This is a genomic window from Paenibacillus sp. FSL R7-277, from assembly GCF_000517965.1.
In the GTDB taxonomy this organism is placed as follows: Bacteria; Bacillota; Bacilli; order Paenibacillales; family Paenibacillaceae; genus Paenibacillus_AQ; species Paenibacillus_AQ silagei.
In genome coordinates this window covers 1-21,511 of record NZ_ASPX01000054.1, presented here as the reverse complement: position 1 = coordinate 21,511, position 21,511 = coordinate 1, and the positions used below count along the sequence as shown (strand labels likewise).

The following is a 21,511-nucleotide window of genomic DNA, read 5'->3' as shown; positions in this document are numbered from 1 at the left end:
TTCTCCTCCATTATCCGAAATACCGGTGATAATAGCTGCGGGCGGCAGCGATATCACTGGTTCCATGTATTAAGGCTCTCCCGTCTGCGAACACAACCATCCGGTACGGCTCCTCTGTAAAAGAAACCAGATACGGATTGCTCTCCACCTTGCCGCTATTCAGCCTGGACAAGCGGGCAGCTGTCTCCTCCAGATCTAGACTTCTGCGGTGTGCCGGACGGATCTGCACCGTATCCCTGCCGCACAGCACATCACTGCGCTCTGTGTTAGAAGCTGATAGATACGGGTAGCTCCGTGATTCGCCGCATGAGGGACAGTCCGTCTTTTTCGCCATCTGAACCCCAATCTCCTGCTGCTCATTACGCCAGATATCGAAGGTCAGCAGCTTGCCGCGCAGCTTGTCCTTGAATCCGCCGAGCAGCTTCAGCGCCTCAGCCGTTCCATTCGTAGTAACCATCTGCACCGCTTGCGGAAGAATGCCCGCCGTATCGCAGGTATCCCCGCCGAGCGGGATCGTGCCCAGCAGGCAATTCAGACAAGGGGTTTCACCCGGCAGAATCGTATACGTAATGCCGTAACTTCCGACACAGGCTCCGTAGATCCAGGGGATGCCGTGCTTTTGCGCCAGGTCGTTAATGATCAGCCGGGTATCGAAGTTATCGGTCCCGTCCATAATCAGATCCACGCCGGGAAGCAAGCTCTCCAGCTCCTCTGCACGCACATCGAGCACATGGGCCTCGATCACAATCTCCGAATTAACCGCCATCAGCCGGGTATGGGCTGCAGCCGCCTTGGGCGTCCGCACACGGGCATCTTCTTCCGTATACAACTGCTGGCGTTGCAGGTTGCTCCATTCCACATAGTCACGGTCAACAAGGATAAGCCGCCCTACCCCGCAGCGGGCCAATGTCTCGGCGATGCCTGTCCCCAGCGCCCCCATGCCAACGACCAGCACACAAGAACGAGCCAGCCCCTGTTGTCCTGCTGCGCCGAACGGCGCGAAGCGGACCTGTCTTGAATATCTGCCATCCCTGCCGGCCGAAGAAGCCGGAACCGGCGTGTTTTGATCAGAACCCATCTCTGAACAGCCCCCTATGTAGGTAGGTTTTTGGTGAAAACCGGGAAAAGCGCAGACCTCCACTTTTCCCGGACTCCATTAGTATACGGTCTGCGCGGACCACTGCTCCACGTTCCAGACCTTCGTCACCCAATCCTCGTAAAATTCCGGTTCATGAGACACCAGCAGAATCGTTCCCTTGTATTCCATAAGCGCCCGCTTAAGCTCAGCCTTGGCTACAATATCAAGGTGATTCGTAGGCTCATCGAACAGAATCCAGTTGCTCTCACGCATCATCAGCTTGCACAGGCGGACCTTAGCCTGCTCGCCGCCGCTCAGCATGTTCATTGGACGGGTGATATGCTCATTTTTGAGACCGCAGCGGGCCAGATGGCCACGCACTTCATTCTGGGTCAGACCGGAGAATTCATTCCATACGTCTTCAATCGGCGTGATATTCTCCGCCTTCAGCTCCTGCTGGAAATAGGCAGAACTCAGATAATCACCAAGGTAGGTTTTTCCGCTGTACGTAGGGATGACACCCAGGATCGTTTTGAGCAGCGTCGATTTGCCGACCCCGTTGTAGCCGACAATCGCAATCTTTTCACCGCGTTCAATCATCATATTCAGCTTGCTTGGCAGCAGCGGACGGTCATACCCGATCTCGAAATCAACGCCCTCGAACACCGTCTTTCCGCTGGCCCGGCTCTCCTTGAACTGGAACGTAGGCTTCATCGCCTCTTCCGGCTTGTCAATCCGCTCCATCCGTCCAAGCTGCTTCTCGCGGCTCTTGGCCCGGCCTGAGGTGGAGGCACGCGCTTTATTGCGCTGAATGAAGTCCTCCTGCTTTTTGATGAAATCCTGCTGCTTCTCGTACGCATCAATATGCTGGGCCTTATTCATTCCCGCCATCTCCAGGAACTTCTCATAATTGGCCGTATAGCGGGTCAGCTTGGAGAACTCCAGATGATAGATCACATCAACCACTTTGTTCATGAATTCCGTATCATGGGAGATCAGCATGAACGCATACGGATATTGCTTCAGATAATTCGTCAGCCAGTCAATATGCTCCACATCGAGATAGTTGGTAGGCTCATCGAGCAGCAGTACATTCGGTTTCTCCAGCAGCAGCTTCGCCAGCAGAACCTTGGTCCGCTGTCCCCCGCTCAGGGAAGTGACATCCCGGTCCAGACCGATCGCCGTCAGGCCCAGTCCGTTCGCCATTTCTTCAACCTTCACATCAATAAGGTAAAAGTCGCCGATATCGAGCTGCTCCTGAATGTCGCCCATCTGCTCAAGCAGCAGGTCCAGCTCCTCGGGCGTCGCCTCCCCCATTTTATCGGTAATCGCCAGCATCTCATGCTCCAGCTCCAGCAGCGGCAGGAAGGCATCTTTAAGCACATCGCGCACGGTTTTACCGGCGGTAAGCAGGGTATGCTGATCCAGATATCCGTAACGGACCCGCGGCGTCCATTCCACCTTACCGTTGTCCTTCAATAATTTGCCGGTCAAAATATTCATCAGCGTCGATTTGCCCACGCCGTTCGCACCCACGATTCCCACATGCTCTCCATCCAGCAGACGGAAGGACACATCCTTGAACAACACCCGGTCCCCGAAATTATGGGAAACGTCTTCTACACTAAGTAAACTCATAAATTCTCTGCAAGCTCCATTCTATATTGTAAATACCAAGAGGTTCAATAATTATAGATATCGCTCCATTCTAGCACACCTGCACCCTGCACTGAAATAGAAATAAAGCCCGATTTCTGAAAAACTGTCAAAAAGCTCTGAGCGTTCAGCTCTTTTTCTGAAACAATCTAATATTCTTTGCAGGAGAACGTGCACCCTTAAGCGGACCAATCAGCCCCCTAATGGCCTGAACCAGCTTTCCTTTACTCTGAAAAGGGTCCTGCTGAAGCGGCAGGCTGTATACGCTGGCAGGTTCAAGCAGGGAAGCCAGCAGCGCCACCGTATGCTCTCCGGCCAGTGGCAGACCAATAAGCCATTCCGGCCGGGGAGTCAGACCTCTGCGGCGCAGCCAGTGCAGGGTATCCTCCAGCCGCCAATCCGCACCTGAGGCGATCAACAAGGGGAAGCTGCTGCCGGTGAACACCTCCAGCGCCCCCTCCCCGCAGCCGGTTCCAAGATCCAGGACGATATAAGCATAGGCCTGGTCCGGCCCCTGCGGGAGTCCCTCCGAAGGGGGAAGCTTCCAGTAGTCTACCCCCATCCAGGTGAACGGCTTCTCCTGTGTCCCCTGAACACCGCTAGTTTCAGGACACCCCGCCATTTCCTTCATGCGGTTAAATACCTGCGAACCTGGATTACAATCTACCCATGCCGTCCGTCCTGCGGGCGACAGGCAGCGGCTGACAGCAAGCGAGGTATGTGTGGTCCCAATTCCGGGGGACACCCCTAATACGGCCACCACCACAGTAGAGGGCTGCGCTTGCTTGTCCTCCGCAGCCTTGAGCATGTTCGTTCGCTCACGCTCATGTCTGGCTTCCCACGCACCGCCAATCTCCAGCTGCTGGAGAGCCGCCCTTACCTCCTCAGCACTGCCATAGCGTTCCTCCGGGTGATGCCGCAGCAGCCGCCTGATGACCGGAATCATCCGGCCCGGGAGCTGACCCTGCAGCTTCCGCTCCATCCCGGGCTGCCAGGCGCTGAACTCGCCGCGGGAAGCCATATACAGCAGCAGCGCACCAAGCCCGTACAGGTCCGACACCGGGCTGCTCTGCCCGCCGCCGTATTGCTCCGGGGCCGCGAATCCGGCAGTTCCAAGCTTCTCGGTGTCCTCACCGGAGCCGCTCCTCAACCTGCGCGCAATCCCGAAGTCAATGACCTTCAGCTCATGCTCTCCAGTCAGCATGATATTCGAAGGCTTGAGATCCCGGTAGACGATCGGTGGCTCATGGCTGTGCAAATAATGCAGCACCTCCAGCAGCTGCCGCGCATAGCTGAGGATTCGCTCCCCCGTCATTGCAGCGGGCTGCTCTGCCATATACTGATGCAGGGTGATGCCCTCGATATAATCCATCACCAGGTAGGTGTAGCCGTCAGCGTCCGGCGGGAAGAAATCCGCAATCTGCGGGAGCAGCGGATGACGTAGCGAGATTAACAGCTCCGCTTCCGCCTGAATGGCGCCCGCACCATAACTCCCCTCCCGGATGACGCTCTCTTTAATGGCCCGCAGCATACCCGGCAGCCGTACATCCTCCGCCAGATATACCCGGCTCATTCCGCCTGTTCCTATCAGCCCGGTTACATAATAACGCCCTCCCAGAATCTGTCCGGGACTTAACTTTCCTGTGAATTCCATCTCTTCCCCGCCTGTTCATATAGAATGTTGTATAACGCAAAAAAAGCCCCCCACTGCCCGCACCGGAACCGGCAAGAAGCCGGAGGTGCAGACTGCGGGATGCTTTCCCATAATCCTGCAAATATGAATTAATACTTAATCATATAAAGTGTAATCTCGTCCCGGTTATGGAACAGCTGCTTCGCACGCTGGACCTGCATCCGCTGGCCTTCAAACATGGTGATGATCTCCTTGATCACCGCCATTGGCTTCTTGTGCATCAGCTTCACGGTAACAATCGCGCTGCCGCCCGGTGTCAGGCTATGCAGCAGCTCAGTGACCAGCTTCGCCATCAGCTTGGGGCTCCAGCTCATATCGCAGACCAGCAGGTCAAATTCGTTCTCACGGAATTTGACCTCTCCGGCATTTTTGCGCAGAATCTTGAGTGCCGGATTCTTACGTAAGGATTCGTGCATCAGCGCCGGATCAACAGCGGTAACCTTGAGACCGCGCTCCAGCAGGAACGAGGTCCAGCCGCCCGGAGACGCGCCGATATCGACCGCATTCTTGAAGCTGTAGAACGGAATGGCGAATTCCTTCTCCGCCTCCATCAGCTTGAATTTGGCCCGTGAGATCTGTCCATCCTCCTTGCGGAAGCGGATCATGCCGCCATTCCAGCTGGACAGGTTCGCCTCCGGCCGGGATACACCGGCATACAGCGCGTCACCGTCCGCATAGACGGAGATCACCCAAGCGGGCTCCTGCACGGTGAACTCAGCATCCAGGCTGTCAAGCCTGCCTTGCAGCCACTCGCGCAGCTCACCCGGACTCTGCTCCCAGAAGGAGGTAGCGCCTTTACGGACATGCAGCGACACCTTCTCGCCTTGCAGCTCCGCACGCCGGCTTAAGTATACCGCCAGCCGTTCCAGTGCCGGCAGATCACCGGTGTCCTGGAAATCAACAGGCTGGATGTGGCGCAAGAAGACCGGCAGGTTCTGTGCCAGCCGCTGCACTACCTCCTCCGGCTCCGCCTCAAGCGTGGCCAGGAAGATTTCTCCCGGCAGCAGCAAGGTGCTTTTCACCGCTCCGAACAGGCGTCTAAGCTCCTCCTGTGCATAGGGGGCGAAGCCATGATTCGCCGTGCAGATATATCTTGAAATGATCTTGTCTTCCGTAGCATCGTTCAAATCGCTTGGCCTCCAGAACTTATTTTTATCCAGGGACGTCCGTTATCCCATTCAACCTTGACCGGAAGATCATAGGTAGCCATCAGCATCTCCTGCGTCAGCACCTCTTCCTTGGGACCGGCTCCTGCCAGCTTCCCGTCACGGATCAGCGCCACGTGAGTGAAGAGCGGAACAATCTCCTCCACATGATGGGTGACATAGACCACTCCAACGTTATGCTGCCGCAGCTTGTCAATCTCGGCAAGCATTTTCTCCCGTTCATATAAATCAAGACCGGCGCAAGGCTCGTCCATAATAAGCAGCTTAGGCTCTGCGATCAGGCAGCGGGCCAGCATAGCCTTCTTACGCTCCCCCTGGGATAACAAGCCGAACGGATGATAAGCCAGTTCGCCGAGGTTCATCTCCTCCAGCAGCTTAAGCGACCGGTCCTTCACACTTTGCGGAATCTCCTGGTAGAAGCGTAAATACGCATAAGCGCCAGTAGCTACAACCTCCCAGACCGGGTCGGTCAGCGAGAGCTTTTCCATCAGGGACGGGCCGATATAACCGATTCGCTTGCGCACCTCGCGCAGATCACATTGACCGTACTTGTACCCCAGCACTTCAACAGAGCCCTTGCTGGGGAACAGGTAGCCGGTCATCATTTCCAGCAGGGTGGTTTTGCCGGAGCCGTTACGTCCGAGAATGACCCAGTTCTCCCCCTGCTTCATGGTAAGGGATACATCGTCAAGAATCAGGCTCTCCTCCCTGCGCAGGGACAGATTTTGTAAAGATATCATTATAATGTCACTCTCCTTATGTATGCCAGCACCCGTTCAACAGAGTGTAAGGAATAGATGATGTCCGGTTCAGTGCTGCGGTCAGCAGATATGGCCAGCAGAGCGGGCACACTTGAGATTTGATAGGTGTTCACCAGATCAGGGAGCATATTCACATTCCCCTCAGCAATCACAAGATTAGGCGGAAGCAGATGCTCCGCCACCTCAATCATCCGCCGGGCTGCCTTACAGGTTCCGCATAGCGGGGTATGCAGGAACAGGACAAGCGGCTCGCCCTTCGTGGCCAGCAGCTCCAGCAGCTCCGGCTGATTCATTTCTTTCATCTTCAATCCTCCCCCGCCTCAAACCAGGTCCTCACAGCAGCAATCTCCGCTCTGTGCGTGCCATCCGGTCCCTTTTCTGTTTCCATAACGATCACTTTATCAGCCAGGAACTCCATCTTCACAAGCTGGCTAAGCGCCGCACCCCCGATGTATCCGCTACCGATTCCAGCATGTCTGTCCCGCCTTGAGCCGTAGGGGAACCGGGAGTCATTCAAATGCACAGCCGCCAGATTCGCCCAGTACCCCAGCTTCTCACCGCGTACGATAAGCTCGTCCGTCTGCTCCGGATTCCAGATGCCTGCAGCGAAAGCATGGCAGGTATCGAAGCAAAAGCCGATCTTCTCCGGGTAGCGGCACAGCTCACGGACCTTAACCAGCTCTTCGGGCGTCATGCCTTCATACCCATGATTCCCTGCCATATTCTCAAGCAGCAGCTTGGTTCGTCCGGTCCAGTCTGCCAGCACCTCGTTCATACATTGTATAATTTTTTGATAACCCTGTAACGGCTCCATCCCGGCAAAATGACCGAAATGCACCACAATGCCCACCGATCCGCACGCCTCGGCAATCTCCAGATCGTTGCGCAGGGAGGCAATCATCACCTCTCTGTCGCCCGGGCCAGCAGCCAGATTCGTCGGATACGGGGTGTGGGCAATGGAAGCCATCCCCTGCTCCCGGCAGTATTCTGCGCAGCTGCTTGCATCGCGGTAGTCTACCGGCTTCAGCTTCAGACTGCGCGGATTCTTCGGAAAATACTGAAAACATGTAGCCCCGCTCTCCCTGGCGGACCGGGCAGCCTGCCCGTACCCGCCGCGTATGCTGACATGCGCCCCTATGAAGGGGCTATGCGTCATGCTGGCAATCCGGGCAATAGAATACCTTGCGTCCGGACAGCTCTGTCTTCACTATGGTTCCCCCGCCGCGCAGGCAAGGCTCGCCTTCACGGTCATACACTTTACAGGCATCATTATAAGAACCGGTCACGGTGTCGCCGGTCATGAACGGCATTTCCATATACCCGCCGATTTCAGTGGCATCCGTTAACACCTTACGCACGCTGTCGTACAACCGGGTCACCGCTTCCGGTGACAGGTTCTGAACAAGCGTAGATGGTAGCAGACGGGCTTCATAAGCAATCTCGTCAGCATAGCAGTTGCCGATTCCGGCCATAACATGCTGGTTAACCAGCAGACTCTTCAGCGCGCCGCGCCGTCCCTTGAGCAGTCCGGCGAAGCGTTCGGCCGTCATCCGGCGGTCCAGCAGCTCGGGTCCAAGCTTCCCCATTGCCGCTTCACCCTCCTTGACAGACAGCAGATGGAGATAGCCCAAACGCAGTCCCATGAAGTAGAGAATATGCTCACCGAACGCAAGCTCAACCTGTGTAGTACGGTCAGGACGTTCTTCCTCTGTACCATAGAACAGTAGTCCGCCCAGCATCAGATGCAGCAGCAGTCTGCGGCCGTCATGCAGATGGAAGAGGATATGCTTGGCGCGGCGTTCCACGAATACAATTCGGGCACCAACCAGTCCCTTCACAAATTCTTCAGTCTCCATATTGATAGTCTTTTCTCTATTTACGGTTACCCCTGTAATGGGTACGTTTATTAGATGCTGGCTAAGCAGCTTTCTGTAATTCTCCATTTCCGGCAATTCCGGCATATTGTCATCTTCCCTTCTTGGATGGTCAAATGGTCACCTTTGTCATTATACACCGAGCAGTACCATAAGTTCAGCTAAATCAGCACAAATTTCATCAGGCTTGACTCCGGTCAGCTGCTGGTAATGCTCCAGATTATCCCGGGTGGTAAGTCCCGTAAGCACCAGTACAGTCCGGCAGCCTGCATTGGCACCCGCCAAGATATCCGTTCTCATATTGTCACCCACCATCACCGCATCCTCCGGCTTGATACCGAGCAGAGATGTCGCATATGTCACCAGGTGCGTCTCGGGCTTGCCGATGACCACGGGCGCCACTCCGCTGGCTGCTTCAATAGCTGCACCTATCGTACCTGCACCGGGCATCACTCCGTCATCGGAGGGAAGCATCAGGTCGGGATTGGTCAGGACGAATCTGGCTCCTTCACGAATCCAACGCGAGGCGCGGGCCAGTGCTTCATATGTAAAAGAACGGTCGATCCCCTGCACGACAACCTGCGGATGCTCGGAGACCAGGGTTAGCCCTGCCTCTGTGCAGGCTTCCACCAGCCCCTCTTCTCCAAGTATCGCCACGGATGCTCCCGGAGATTCTCCGGCAATGTAACGGGCGGCAGCCAGCGATGAAGTGCAGACCTCCTCGGGCCTGGCTTCAATGCCCATTCCGCGCAAATGTGCAGCTACACTCGCCGGTGTTCTTGAAGAGTTATTCGTCACATACAGGAACGGAATCTCCGCCGCACGAAGCGCTGATATCAGCCGCTGGGCCCCGGGAATCATTCTGCCGCCATGATACAAGGTGCCATCCAGATCAATTAACAAGCCTCCGATATTGTTCATAACTCCTCCTGTCGATTCGAACTCGGTGGTTCATCTCATTTATTATTAACCCTATGAATTATATTTCAGAGCAGCGGGAGCTTCTCCGGGAAGCGCGCTGCGAATGGATTTATTGCCCGCCTGCCTGCTATTTTTAGCCGCTTTGTTTCGGCATTTTCTCTACTGCTTCGTACCCTTAATCCTTACCTTTTACTTTAAATTTAACATTCTTCGTCGAACGCTAGCGAACGCCAGCAGCCCCCGGCTATTTTTGGCACAGGCCTGTCATTTCCTGCGCTTTCCCGGAAAATAATTCAGTCCGCAGGGTCATTTCCCGGGGTTCTCCGGTAGACCGGGAAGGTGCAGAATTCCTCTGCCAGCAGTGTATTCGGGAAGATCTCCTGCGCTTCCTTCAGCAGCGGAGCGAGCTCCTCCTGCGAAGTGTAACGCGAGCTGAAGTGGGTCAAGATCAGCTCAGCCCCGCCTGCATCCCTTGCCAGCTCCGCAGCCTGCTGTGCCGTGCTGTGATGATATTGATGAGCCATTTCTGCCAGGCCATGGGCAAATGTCGCCTCATGAATAATCAGATCGGCATCCTGCGCCAGCGGCAGTGAGCCCGCACAAGGCCGGGTATCTCCCAGAATAACTACGATACGTCCGCGCTTGGGTGCATGAATCACCTCGGCCGCCCGGATCAGCACGCCTTCATCAGTCGTGATATCCTCACCTTTTTTTAACCGGCCATATAGCGGTCCCGGCTTCAGTCCATAGCTCTTCAGCAGCTCCGTATTCAGGTTACCCGGACTGTCCTTCTCCGTAACCCGGTAGCCATAGCTGTCAATCCGGTGCTCCAGCAGTCCTGCTTCCACCTTGAAGGTCTCATCCTCAAAAATCAGCCCGCCGCTGTGCTCCACAATCTCCAGCTTATAAGGAATGCGGGACTGGCTGACAGACAGCGATATGTCCAGATATGCCTTGAGCCCGGGAGGTCCGTACACCGTAAGCGGTGAAGTCCCGCCCTGGTAGCCCCTGCTGGAGATGAGTCCGGGCAGGCCAAACAGATGATCACCGTGCAGATGGGTGATAAACAGCTTCTCCAGCTTGCCCAGCCGCAGCGGCGAGCGCAGAACCTGATGCTGTGTCCCTTCCCCGCAGTCGAACATCCAGAGGGTTCGCCGTTCTTCAAGCAGCCGGAGTGCAACCGACGTCACATTGCGCTGCAGCGTCGGCACCCCGGCATTCGTTCCGAGAAAATAGATTTCCATTATGCCCCTCCTCTCTCTCACTCTGATGTCTTCATTATTTTTTGTGATCTTGTCTGTTCTTATGACAAGAATTCTACTCTGTTTTTGCTGCAAAAGCATCTTTTGCAGCAAAAAACCTCCCGGTAACGGGAGGTTCCGAAAAGTCGGGGCATAGCCCCTTCTGACCGGTAAGTATGCGGAAGGCTCAGAGCTTCTCCACATTGAAGTACTGCGCTTCAGGGTGGGCAAAGACCATCGCCGAGACCGAAGCCTCCGGCTCCATCATGAAGCCCTCGGTAAGCTGCACGCCGATATCCTCAGGCTTCATGAGCTTGAATAACGGCCCCTGATCCTCCAGATCCGGGCAGGCCGGGTAGCCGAAGGATACACGGATGCCCTGGTAACGCGCGCCATGTCTTTGCTTCATAGTCATATCTGCCGGGTCCGGGAATCCCCAGGTATCGCGCATCATATGATGGACACGTTCAGCCAGACCCTCTGCGACTTCAAGAGCGACTGCCTGCAGAGCATGGGAACGGAGATAATCACCCTTATCCTTAAGTTCAGTCGATAATTCACGGACACCATGTCCCGCAGTAACCACCAGGAAGCCAACATAGTCCATGACTCCGCTCTCCACTGGCTTCAGGAAATCAGCAAGGCAGAGATACGGCTCCACATTCTGGCGCGGGAAGGTGAAGGTATGCAGTACCTTAGCCTGATCCTGCGGATCATAGATCAGTATGTCATTCCCGCGTGACTGGGCCGGGAAGAACTGGTACATCGCATGTGGGACGATCGTGCCTTCGAGCATCGCCTGATGCAGAATATCGTCAACAGTCTCTTTCAATTCTACCGTACGCGGGTCCCGCGCTGCCAATTGCGCCTCTACAGAGCCGCGCAGACCGAGATGATGGCCGAGCAGCATCTGCATATTCACATAAGGAATCACATGTCCCAGCGGATAATTCCGCAGGACATGACGCTCCAGATCTGGCGGGATGAACACCGGGGCATCAGCCGAGATTTTGGAGCGGACTGCGCGCGTAAGCTCGGGAAGCGGCGCTTGCGGAGCGACAGCTACGGCAGCCTCAGCCTCCTCGCGGACCTCCTCCTCAATCTTCACCCGCTCCAGCGGATTCATCAGCCGGTTGGCGATATCCAGACCGTCCATGGCATCCTTGGCATATAAGACGAGCCCGTCATACTCCGGACGGATTCGGGTCTTGGTGAATTTGCGGGTCAGTGCCGCACCGCCCACCATAATCGGTACATCAATACCGGCGGACCGCAGATCCTGCGCAGTCAGTACCATCTGCTGCGCCGACTTCACCAGCAGTCCCGACAAGCCGATGGCGTCAGCCTTTTCCTTGCGGAAGGCTTCAATAATATTCTCTGGCGGAACCTTGATCCCCAGATTGACGATCTCATAACCGTTGTTGGAGAGAATAATCTCGACCAGGTTTTTACCGATATCATGCACATCACCCTTGACGGTCGCAAGCATGATTCTCCCCTTAACCGAGGTCTCATCCTTCTGCATGAACTGCTCCAGATGGCTTACAGAGGCCTTCATGACCTCCGCACTCTGGAGTACCTCTGCCACGATTAATTCATTGTTATTGAACAGCCGACCTACTTCAGACATCCCCGCCATCAGCGGTCCATTAATGATCTCCAGCGGAGGCGAGGTCTTCAGCGCTTCATCCAGATCCGGGATCAGCCCCTCCTTAGTGCCTTCTACCACATAGGAAGCTAAGCGCTCGTCCAGGGAGAGATTCGAGATCTTCTCCTTCTTCTCCACCTTTTTGCCGCGAAAAGCCGCCACGAACGCAGACAAGGTATCGTCGTTCGTATTATAGATCAGCTCTTCTGCAAGCTTGCGCTCCTCTTCAGGAATCGATGCGTACCGCTCCACCTTCTCGGTGTTCACGATGGCATAATCCAGACCGGCCTTGGTGCACTCGTACAGGAATACCGAATTGAGCACCTCGCGGCCGGCTTCCGGCAGACCGAAGGAGACATTACTGATACCGAGAATCGTGTGAACAGCAGGCATGGCCTCCTTGATCAGACGGATGCCGTCAATCGTCTCTTTGGCGGAGCCGATATACTGCTCATCTCCGGTTCCTACAGGGAATACCAGGGTATCGAAGATCAGATCCTCGGGAGCCAGACCGTATTTGTTGACCAGCAGATCGTAAGAACGTCTGGCCACCTCCAGCTTGTCCGAAGCCAGAATAGCCTGGCCAGTCTCGTCGATGGTGCCTACAACAATCGCTGCTCCGTATTTATGAATCAGAGGTGTGACATGCTCGAATTTTTCTTCACCATCTTCAAGGTTAATGGAGTTAATGATCGCTTTACCCTGACAATACTGCAAGGCCAGATCAATGACCTTCGGGTCCGTCGTATCGATCATTAACGGCACCTTGACCTTCTTCACCACCAGCTCCAGGAACCGCATGATGTCTTCCGTCTCATCCCGGTCCGGGTCCTGCACGCACACATCAATAACCTGTGCGCCGCTCTTCACCTGGGCACGGGCTATCTCCGAAGCTTCCTCATATTTCCCCTCGACGATTAGACGCTTGAACTTCCGGGAACCGAGGACATTGGTCCGTTCACCAACCATATACGGACGGTTCTCACTCTCCACGTACACCGGCTCTATCCCCGACAAGGCCGGAGGATGCTGGCCGTCAAGCTTACGCGGCGGGTAAGCCGCCATCACTTCAGCCATCGCCCGGATATGATCAGGAGTCGTTCCGCAGCAGCCGCCGGCAATGTTCAGCCAGCCCTTCTCCGCGAAGCCGCCCAGCTTACGGGCCAGGGAATCCGGAGATTCATGATAATTCCCGTTCTCATCCGGCAGACCTGCGTTCGGGTAACAGCTGACGGCCGCTGAAGAGATCGCGGACAGCGAACGGATATGATCCCGCATGAACTCCGGTCCGGTAGCACAGTTCAGTCCGATGGACACCGGCTTCAGATGCTCCAGCGAAATATAAAAGGCTTCTATATTCTGTCCGGCCAGCGTGGTTCCCATAGGTTCAATCGTTCCTGAAATCATCACCGGCAGCGTAATTCCGCTCTTCTCGAAGGCGTTACGGATGCCAATGCTTCCAGCCTTCACGTTCAGAGTATCCTGGGATGTCTCCAGGAGCAGCGCGTCCACCTTGCCGTCGATCAAGGCAACCGCCTGTTCTTCATAGCTGTCTATAAGCTCCTTGAAGGTGACTCCCCCGGTGACAGAGAGCGTCTTGGTGGTCGGTCCCATAGCTCCTACAACATAACGCGGGCGCTGCGGTGTATCATATTTATCTGCGGCGTTACGTGCAAGTCTGGCGGCCGCAAGGTTAATCTCCCGGGCACGGTCCTGTATATCATATTCGGCAAGCACCACTGAAGTGGCACCGAAGGTGTTCGTCTCAATCAGATCCGCACCGGCATCCAGGTATTTCTCATGAATGTCCTGTATAACCTCCGGCCGGGTCAGCACCAGCATTTCATTACAGCCATCCAGGTCATCCCCGCCGAAATCCTCGCCGGTGAGCGGCACCTGTTGAATCATGGTACCCATAGCTCCATCCAGTATCAATATGCGCTGCTGCAAGCTCTCAGCAAGTGTGTATTTGGCCACTTTCCATCCCCCCAGTGAAACATTAGAGTAATTTTAGCAGAATAAAGGGATTTCGGAAAGCCTTCCTTTCCACCCTGCATTATTTGTATTTCCATTGATTTCATTTCTATTACGGCGCTACCACAAGTTTCTTGCTTGGCATGGAATGCTGCGTCCGGGCAGTCACATGTGAAGTGACACTGAATTCGCCTGCCTCTGCAAAGGTATGTTCCCCGACATAAGCCCCTTCTCCGGCACTTTCACCCTTGATTTCAACCTTCTTGGTCTTATCCGCTGCCTCGTTGACCTCAAACATTACTTCTCTCGCATCATCCACTGGTTCACCGTCCTGTGTCACCACAGCCTTGAAGCTAACTGCCGTCCCTGCGGTTACTTCCTCCGGGGTCCAGCTCAGCTCCACCTTAATCGGTGACATGGAGGAATTGGCCGCAGCATGCATCTGCATCTCATCTTCCTTATTCCCCGAGCATCCGGCTAGCGTCATCCCCATCACAATGCATATAAGTCCCCTGCGTATCCTTGGCTTCATCATCTGAAGTCCTCCCGGTTCATAGGTAGATTCTTCTTCATCCACGAACATATCCATTCTATATTACAATGAAAGTCAGATCGCTACTCTTCTTATTATACACATTTTATTCAATTTGCCTTAAAGAAGCTGCATGATTCACTCGTGAACATGAGAATAGTCATATCTTTATAAAAAAAGCCAATATCCACTAAATAGGATACTGGCCTCATAGAATTCAATTATAAGGAGTCTACCAGCGGCAGAAGCTCCGAGAGATGGCTGATCTGGTAATCCGGTGTAATCTCCGGGTCGGAGGCTTTGCTATTTCGGTTGATCCAGACCGTAGTCAGTCCGGCAGACAAGCCCCCAAGAATATCTGTCGTAAGCTTATCGCCCACCATTATACCTTGTTCCGGAGTAATATCCAGCAGTCCGAGCGCATGCTCGAAGATTCCCTTGTCCGGCTTGCCTTTGCCGAAGCTTCCCGAAATCACAATGTGGTCAAAATACGGGGTAAGCTCCGGCACACCATCCAGCTTCTCCTGCTGAAGAGCCGGGCAGCCGTTCGTCAGCAGCAGCAGCTTCACCTTACCGCGCAGCTCGTCCAGCACCTGAAGCGTCTCCTCATAGATATAAGGACGGCTGCGGCGCTCTGCGGCGAACTTGTCAGCCAGCTGTGCAGCCAGCGCTTCATCCTCTACCCCGAGTGAGGCCAGGCCACGGCGCCAGGATTCCTTACGGTAGACAGGGGCAAGCTGTTCCAGTTGACGGAACTCAGTCTGCTCACCGGCAGTGAAGTTCGCCCACAGCGCTTCATACGGGTTAATACCGATCAGCTTCGTGAACGGATACGTCTCATAGGATTCGTACAGTGTACGGGCTTCCCTGCGTACAGCAGCTTCCAGCTCTCCGGGATCAACGGAATCTCCAGCAGCCTCGCAAGCATAGCGGAAGGCTTCTTCCACACTGCGGTCATCCCACAGCAGAGTATCGTCAAGGTCAAATAGTACGGCGGTAATCGGCATTTGTTCTCCCACTCCCTATATGCTGGTCTGTCTTCCTATTCGTGCACGACCTCAATGTTGTTGTTCTTGGCGAACTGCTCCAGGCGTTCCCCCATCGCAGCAGTGTCATAACGGTTAATCAGCTTGGAGAAAATCCACTGCTTGCGCTTACCCTTATACTTAATGGTAACTACACTGCGCGATAAAGTGATCTTCTCAATATCCGCCGCAGCCAGGAAGCGTTCGCGGTTGTATTTAATAGTAGAGATACGCGCACGCTCAACCTTAAGGAACGGACGGCGGAAGAACAGCAGCGCAGCGAGCAGGAAGTACAGCACTACACCCAGCCAGTTAGCCAGAATCCCGCTTCCTTTGGCTTCGTCAATTGAGCCGACCACCCAGAACATGATACCGAGCAGCATCAGTACAACGGGGAATACAATATTGCGACCTTTGAAAATATCGATGCTTTTCGCGGCAGTCTTAGTGCTGGAAGTGTAAATGGAGTCCTTCCCCTGCTTCTTTCTTTGCTGGTTAATTTGCTTCGTGTTGCGTTGAACCATTCTTTCCCAAGAACGGGCCATGTAAGTTCCCCCTAGTCATCCTGTATTATCTATGAAAAGGCAACAGGCTAATGCTTAAGTCCGTTATTGCCTTCTTCATGCTCCGGATTGTCCACAATTTCGATGGTATCAAGCTGGGCCCGAAAGTTAGTGCGGATATTCCCCAGGTACATCTCGCGGAGCTTGGCACGTTCAGCCAGTTCCTCGTCATTCAGGCCGCCGTTCTTAGCTTTGCGTGCCAATTCATTGATGCGTGCGACCAATTCGTCAATATTCAATACGTTTCCCTCCCTCTAAATTCATTTTAACTTTGCCATGAGAAAAAGAGCTTGTCAAGGTCTACCCCCTGAAAGCTCTCACAGTCGATCATTAGTCTGACATATTCCTTCAGTATAAAGGTAAAGTCAGAATATCTCCGGCCTTAATGCCGCTGTTCTCCAAATGATTCGTCTTCATTATTCCTTCTATATATACGGCAGTCTTCATGTCCTCAGGCTTGTTGCTTAACGCAATACTCCATAAGGTATCTCCGCGTTCGACTACGATCCGCTTATCCGGCTTCATCGACGAGACCGAACCGGCAAAAACATTCCCCACCACAGTGAATCCCGAAATAACAAGCATCAGCACCAGAACCAGCTTCATCAGGCTGACCTGACGGAATAGTGATGAGAGCGCAGCGAGACTATGAAGAATACCGTCCTTGATCTTGGTTACATAACTATGAGCAGTTGGATTACCGGGAGCGGACACCTTGATATCCTCATTATTGTAGATGCTGTTGTATGTACTATACTTTAACATGATCATCATCCTCCAAACACATGTTCTTGCTTTCGAAAATAATATAACACGAACATGTGTTTCGATCAATAGTTTTTTCGGAACATTTGTTCTCTTTATTTCCGTTCTCTTATTTTCCTCATTTTAGAACTTATGTTTGTACGAACGGAAGTTCTATGTTATAATTTTCCCAAACATAGTATATGGGGTTGATTCCGATGTCAAAGATTTCTAGTCGTCAGCTGGCGATCCTGGAATTTATACGTAATGAAGTCCGCAGCAAGGGTTATCCTCCGTCCGTCCGCGAGATTGGCGAGGCTGTCGGCTTGGCCTCCAGCTCAACCGTGCATGGTCACTTGGACCGGCTTGAGAAGAAGGGCCTGATCCGGCGTGACCCAACGAAACCGCGTGCCATTGAATTACTCGGCCAGGAAGATTCAGAGAATGTGCATCAATTCGTCCAGACCGTTACCCGCATCCCGGTCGTGGGTAAGGTTACAGCTGGTGTTCCTATTACAGCTACAGAGAATATTGAGGATTACTTCCCATTGCCTGCTCATTATGTAGGCGATAACAAGGTATTTATGCTATCTGTTCTTGGTGACAGTATGGTAGATGCCGGAATTATGAACGGGGATTATGTCATCGTGCGCCAGCAGCAGACTGCCGACAACGGCGATATTGTTGTAGCGATGACCGAAGAAGATGAAGCAACTGTCAAGACCTTCTACAAGGAACGGGATCATATCAGGCTGCAGCCGGAGAATCCGGCGTACGAGCCTCTCCGCCTCAACCGCGTTACGATTTTGGGCCGGGTCATCGGATTATTCCGCGATATCCACTAATCTACTCCCCGCTTAAGAACAGGCTGCTCCGCACCATGCGAAGCAGCCTGTTTTATGTTCATTTTACTTCGTGTAGTGGCCAAAAAGCTGTATACAAACATTTGTTCGCATTCGTCTTTATGGCCATTTTTCTGCGAACCGCTGCATAGCTCCGCACATATCCTGTTACAAAGGAGTGCTGATCTGTATGCCCAATTACCGAATTATCGTCGATCTGTCACAGCGCATGCTGTATTTGCTGGATAATGACGTTGTCACCAGAGGCTTCCCTGTCGGCATCGGCAAAATGTTAACCGTCTCGCCGGTAGGCGAATACACCATCATTAACAAACAGCCCCATCCAGGCGGCCCGTTCGGTGCCTTCTGGATGGGACTGTCCAAGCCGCATTACGGCATCCACGGAACCAATGACCCATCCTCCATTGGCCACATGGTCTCACACGGCTGTATTCGTATGTATAACGCAGATGTTCTGGCTCTAGCCGCCCTCGTTCCCATAGGTACCCGTGTTACCATCCGGGAATAGGAACGTCACAAAAACCCTTGAGACGCCAGATTGCGCCCCAAGGGTTCTTGTGATTCATATGAATTAGAGCGGATACAGACTACAGCACACTTCTCAACAGACGGATAGCCACCGTATTCAAACGGATGGCCTCGCGGATCGATTCTCTGGCTGCCAGCAGTTCTCTTCTGGCCCGCGAACCTCTAGGCACTCTGCGCAGATTCTCATTGATTTCTTCCAGTCTCTCCAGCAGAATTGCCCGCTGTGTCAGCAGGACATTAATGGCTCTGCGAATCCGGTTACGTTCTCTTTGGCTCATCTTTACACCTCTCTTTTACACTTGGATAGTATAAGAGATGCCAAGAATGGCTCCAAAGATTGTGTGATTCGGCAGTAATGTTAGTTAGAGCTGCAGGTAGTGGGCAGCGAATCTGATTACTTTTTGTTCAATCGTACCCGGAATTCAAATTCATCGCGTCTATAAGTCATTCCGGCCAGCACAATGTACTCCGGTGTCCATTTCTGTACAGGTCCGGCATAATCAGCAATCACATGCGGTTTGCCATCAACCAGCTGAACGACGTAGACCTGTACCTGTGCCAGTGCAGCAGCGAATAGATCAGCATCACTGGACAGTACTTTATAAGCCGTATTCAACTTCGTTCCTCCTTGTTCCACAACCATATTAAAGATTCCGTCTCGAATCTATTCAATTATACCGGGTCATGGAACAATATGTAAACCATATTTACAGCTTAATAAAAAGGATTTTGAACAATCCGATATACTTCTTCGTGGCCCCGCCATCCCGGGTAAAAAAATTGGTATTCTTAAGGTCTGGTACACTGAATACTGAGAACAAAAAGTAGTTATCTCTCTCGGTCAAAGACTCAATTACAGGCTGGGCCACCACTTTGCTAATTCCGTCGCCTATTTCCTGATCAAGCGTATTCTCCAGATTCTTTACAGAATATTTACTGAATGCTTCCTTTCCCGGATTCGTAACAGCCATCACAATCAGAACAAGGATAAGGACCAGTAACGACTTACCGCCCGATCTCCTGTGGACTCTGCGTGCAGGACTTGGCGTATCATAACGCGAATTCATGCTTTTCCCCCTCTACTACAGAATATATAGTATCTCTAGCAACATGACCCCCAGCGGATTCAACATCATCCGGTACACGAACAGCATCCCACCTGTAATTCCACTGACCCCGACATCAACGCTGCTCCAATCCCACAACGGCAGAGCCGGCGCATCCAGCCCATATTGCTCCATAAGCCTCGCTTGGGTCTCCGCTGGCACAGCCGCTCCTTCCGCCCCAGCCACCTGACCTATCAACGCCATGATGAGCATCAGCGAAAGCATAATCTTATATGTATTCTTCATCATCCGCTCCCATAACTCCCACTAGGATTCTGTTCTGGTTAAGTATATAGGAGATGGAATAGTATGTAAAATGAAGTGGATTGATCTGGAATTATAATTCCTTTATATTATGATATAAGGGTTTTGCTTAGTCTTCATCTTCATCTTCATCTTCAGCCTCTCCCCCACACTAAAAATCGGGAGAGTTTTTTTATTTAGGAGGTAAATGTATGAACGGAAATAAGGTTATCATCATTCTTCTGTCCATATCCATACTGGGTATACTCCTTTACTTCGGAATAGCTTATGGACTGCTATGGTATGCCTTCCGGTCCTCGGTTCCTGTTGAAGAATAATCTATTAAACCTGGGAGGGAACGTGAATGGATTTTCGCTTAAGGCTATGCCGCTCATCCAAGGCGTTCTGATCACCGAATATTCGCCAGAGATCCTCGCTACGATCAACCAACTTACAGAGCAGCTAGGCACATACTACGTTTGGTGGGAGTAGGCGCCTTTTTTATAAACATACTTCGGAATAACTTATATACTAATGTAGCAGATCTTCCGCCCCCCGTTTGACTTTGAACAATAATCTTAGAACTTCACCATCTAAGTAATGTCAACATGTTAAGATTACTTATAATCAAAAAGCACCTCCAAAATATATATTTCATGAGATAAACTTATAGAATAGTGATATTATTTGGAGGTGTACTTATGCGAAATATAGATTATACAAACTATTATTGGCAAGATGATGAAATTAGATTGCGTTCAATAGAGGCTGAGGATTGGGAAAGTATATATTTAACTGCATTCGATACCCCTGCCCGTCGTTTTCTGGAATGTACTATTGAATTGCCGCCTACAATCTCGGATGCGAAGAAATTCGTTGAAGAGAACGTTGAATTTTCATCCACTAATGGCCGAATCATGTTTACTATTGAAGATATGAATGGTGAAACGGTAGGTGGTATTAATTTAAACAGCATTGACGAGAGGAATGGTACTTTCAGCATAGGTATTGTAATTGATCATCCCTATCGAGGTAAGGGTTACGGTACCAGGGCAGTGCACATGCTCTTAAAATATGCATTTTTCGAGCGTAGACTTAATAAATTTAATGATTATGTTCTGGACGGAAATGAGGCATCGGCTGCTATGCTTAGAAAGGTAGGATGCGTTCAAGAAGGAGTCCGACGTCAAATCTTCTATATCAATGGTAAATATCATGATTCTATGTTGTTTGGTTTAACAAAGAATGAATATAGGGATCTTCATCATAAGGATCACCAAAATATATAATCATACATTAACCTAATCAGAGACGTTCAGTTCCATATACCAACAGCAGTCCGGGATTTATTTCTCGGTAAAAGAGAGCTGTTGGTTTTTTATATTAGAGTTTGTTGAGGTGATCAAATTGAAGAAATACAACAGATCTGAAAAAGTCATTATTGGAGTGCTGCTTGGTATGACAGCTGTGCTAGCTTTAGGAAGCCTGTTCTTTTGGTATGTCTTCAGCACAATATAAAATAATCTCCTCGCTGCCGCCAATTGTATTCGGTTTTTTGCATACATTGGGCCTGGTCGTCTCCGTGACACCCATTGTATTCGGTTTTTCGCATACATTTGGCCCTCATGTCCTCGCCACTGTCCAATGTATTCGGTTTTCCGTATACACTGGGCCTTGTCACCTCCCCGGCGACCCATTGTATTCTGTTTTCCGCATACATCTTGGCCCCCACATACGTACGTAAGAGCACTAGATCCACGCGCAGATGTATATCATACCCTCTTAAAAAATATATAAAAAAACCCCGGCGCGTATTGCGAGGCCACTGAAAAAGTCCATAAAGAACTGAAAGAGACATTCGACACAAAGAATGTCTCTTTTTTTCGATACAATTA

At 52.2% G+C, this 21,511-nt stretch carries 25 protein-coding genes; 5 read left to right on the top strand and 20 right to left on the bottom strand.

Going from position 1 to position 21,511, the window contains the following annotated elements; genetic code table 11:
• Positions 1-10: 10 nt before the first annotated feature.
• The 16 genes from C173_RS16325 to C173_RS32915 form a co-directional block, all read right to left on the bottom strand.
• Positions 11-1,078, bottom strand: a complete 1,068-nt coding sequence (locus C173_RS16325; RefSeq protein ID WP_036726438.1) for a ThiF family adenylyltransferase — start codon at positions 1,076-1,078, stop codon at positions 11-13.
• 78 nt (positions 1,079-1,156) lie between these two features.
• A complete protein-coding gene (locus tag C173_RS16320) occupies positions 1,157-2,716 on the bottom strand; it encodes an ABC-F family ATP-binding cassette domain-containing protein (protein WP_036726437.1) in 1,560 nt (519 codons plus the stop codon).
• Positions 2,717-2,861: 145 nt separating this feature from the next.
• Positions 2,862-4,388: a serine/threonine protein kinase gene (locus C173_RS16315; protein ID WP_036726435.1), complete on the bottom strand. Its 1,527-nt coding sequence runs from the start codon at positions 4,386-4,388 to the stop codon at positions 2,862-2,864.
• Positions 4,389-4,516: 128 nt separating this feature from the next.
• The gene (locus tag C173_RS16310) at positions 4,517-5,554 is read right to left on the bottom strand and encodes an SAM-dependent methyltransferase (RefSeq protein WP_036726434.1); all 1,038 of its coding nucleotides are present in this window, start codon (positions 5,552-5,554) and stop codon (positions 4,517-4,519) included.
• The gene (locus C173_RS16305) at positions 5,551-6,333 is read right to left on the bottom strand and encodes an ABC transporter ATP-binding protein (protein ID WP_036726433.1); all 783 of its coding nucleotides are present in this window, start codon (positions 6,331-6,333) and stop codon (positions 5,551-5,553) included. The genes C173_RS16310 and C173_RS16305 overlap by 4 nt, the downstream gene beginning before the upstream one ends.
• A complete protein-coding gene (locus tag C173_RS16300; RefSeq protein WP_036726430.1) occupies positions 6,333-6,656 on the bottom strand; it encodes a thioredoxin family protein in 324 nt (107 codons plus the stop codon). The genes C173_RS16305 and C173_RS16300 overlap by 1 nt, the downstream gene beginning before the upstream one ends.
• A gap of 2 nt (positions 6,657-6,658) precedes the next feature.
• Positions 6,659-7,510: a deoxyribonuclease IV gene (locus C173_RS16295; RefSeq protein WP_036726429.1), complete on the bottom strand. Its 852-nt coding sequence runs from the start codon at positions 7,508-7,510 to the stop codon at positions 6,659-6,661.
• On the bottom strand, positions 7,500-8,315 hold the full coding sequence (locus tag C173_RS16290) for an Fpg/Nei family DNA glycosylase (RefSeq protein WP_036726428.1): 816 nt from the start codon (positions 8,313-8,315) through the stop codon (positions 7,500-7,502). Before C173_RS16290 ends, C173_RS16295 begins: the two co-directional genes overlap by 11 nt.
• 45 nt (positions 8,316-8,360) lie before the next feature.
• Positions 8,361-9,149, bottom strand: coding sequence for a TIGR01457 family HAD-type hydrolase (locus tag C173_RS16285; RefSeq protein WP_036726426.1), 789 nt, complete (start codon positions 9,147-9,149; stop codon positions 8,361-8,363).
• A 293-nt stretch (positions 9,150-9,442) separates the two neighbouring features.
• Positions 9,443-10,393: a ribonuclease Z gene (gene rnz / locus C173_RS16280; RefSeq protein ID WP_036726424.1), complete on the bottom strand. Its 951-nt coding sequence runs from the start codon at positions 10,391-10,393 to the stop codon at positions 9,443-9,445.
• 184 nt (positions 10,394-10,577) lie between these two features.
• Positions 10,578-13,955, bottom strand: a complete 3,378-nt coding sequence (gene metH / locus C173_RS16275; protein ID WP_442792648.1) for a methionine synthase — start codon at positions 13,953-13,955, stop codon at positions 10,578-10,580.
• Between the two features lie 169 nt (positions 13,956-14,124).
• Positions 14,125-14,601: a FixH family protein gene (locus C173_RS16270; RefSeq protein WP_051478100.1), complete on the bottom strand. Its 477-nt coding sequence runs from the start codon at positions 14,599-14,601 to the stop codon at positions 14,125-14,127.
• A gap of 164 nt (positions 14,602-14,765) precedes the next feature.
• On the bottom strand, positions 14,766-15,551 hold the full coding sequence (locus C173_RS16265) for an HAD family hydrolase (RefSeq protein WP_036726421.1): 786 nt from the start codon (positions 15,549-15,551) through the stop codon (positions 14,766-14,768).
• 35 nt (positions 15,552-15,586) lie between these two features.
• On the bottom strand, positions 15,587-16,114 hold the full coding sequence (locus C173_RS16260; RefSeq protein ID WP_036726420.1) for a hypothetical protein: 528 nt from the start codon (positions 16,112-16,114) through the stop codon (positions 15,587-15,589).
• 47 nt (positions 16,115-16,161) lie between these two features.
• Entirely contained in the window at positions 16,162-16,371 is a 210-nt protein-coding gene (locus C173_RS16255) for a DUF896 domain-containing protein (RefSeq protein WP_036726418.1), read from the bottom strand.
• A 109-nt stretch (positions 16,372-16,480) separates the two neighbouring features.
• Positions 16,481-16,897: a LysM peptidoglycan-binding domain-containing protein gene (locus C173_RS32915; protein ID WP_051478099.1), complete on the bottom strand. Its 417-nt coding sequence runs from the start codon at positions 16,895-16,897 to the stop codon at positions 16,481-16,483.
• Between the two features lie 197 nt (positions 16,898-17,094).
• Between C173_RS32915 and lexA the strand changes: the two genes are divergently transcribed.
• Complete coding sequence (gene lexA, locus C173_RS16245; RefSeq protein WP_036695466.1) at positions 17,095-17,721, top strand: transcriptional repressor LexA; 627 nt, start codon at positions 17,095-17,097, stop codon at positions 17,719-17,721.
• Between the two features lie 187 nt (positions 17,722-17,908).
• The gene (locus tag C173_RS16240) at positions 17,909-18,247 is read left to right on the top strand and encodes a L,D-transpeptidase (RefSeq protein ID WP_036726417.1); all 339 of its coding nucleotides are present in this window, start codon (positions 17,909-17,911) and stop codon (positions 18,245-18,247) included.
• 79 nt (positions 18,248-18,326) lie between these two features.
• Here C173_RS16240 and C173_RS16235 read toward each other — a convergent pair whose 3' ends face one another.
• From C173_RS16235 to C173_RS16220, 4 genes are all read right to left on the bottom strand, one after another.
• Complete coding sequence (locus C173_RS16235) at positions 18,327-18,545, bottom strand: hypothetical protein (RefSeq protein ID WP_036726416.1); 219 nt, start codon at positions 18,543-18,545, stop codon at positions 18,327-18,329.
• Positions 18,546-18,661: 116 nt separating this feature from the next.
• Positions 18,662-18,883 carry a hypothetical protein gene (locus tag C173_RS16230; protein ID WP_036695469.1) on the bottom strand — a complete coding sequence of 74 codons (222 nt, stop codon included), beginning with the start codon at positions 18,881-18,883 and terminating at the stop codon, positions 18,662-18,664.
• A gap of 91 nt (positions 18,884-18,974) precedes the next feature.
• Complete coding sequence (locus C173_RS16225; RefSeq protein WP_036726414.1) at positions 18,975-19,334, bottom strand: DUF4359 domain-containing protein; 360 nt, start codon at positions 19,332-19,334, stop codon at positions 18,975-18,977.
• A 15-nt stretch (positions 19,335-19,349) separates the two neighbouring features.
• Positions 19,350-19,622 carry a hypothetical protein gene (locus C173_RS16220; protein ID WP_036726413.1) on the bottom strand — a complete coding sequence of 91 codons (273 nt, stop codon included), beginning with the start codon at positions 19,620-19,622 and terminating at the stop codon, positions 19,350-19,352.
• A gap of 206 nt (positions 19,623-19,828) precedes the next feature.
• Between C173_RS16220 and C173_RS35365 the strand changes: the two genes are divergently transcribed.
• The 3 genes from C173_RS35365 (at position 19,829) to C173_RS16215 (ending at position 20,905) form a co-directional block, all read left to right on the top strand.
• Positions 19,829-19,954, top strand: a complete 126-nt coding sequence (locus tag C173_RS35365) for a hypothetical protein (protein ID WP_268748453.1) — start codon at positions 19,829-19,831, stop codon at positions 19,952-19,954.
• Between the two features lie 22 nt (positions 19,955-19,976).
• Entirely contained in the window at positions 19,977-20,108 is a 132-nt protein-coding gene (locus C173_RS35360; RefSeq protein ID WP_268748452.1) for a hypothetical protein, read from the top strand.
• Positions 20,109-20,317: 209 nt separating this feature from the next.
• Entirely contained in the window at positions 20,318-20,905 is a 588-nt protein-coding gene (locus C173_RS16215) for a GNAT family N-acetyltransferase (protein ID WP_036726411.1), read from the top strand.
• The last annotated feature ends 606 nt before the right edge of the window (positions 20,906-21,511 follow it).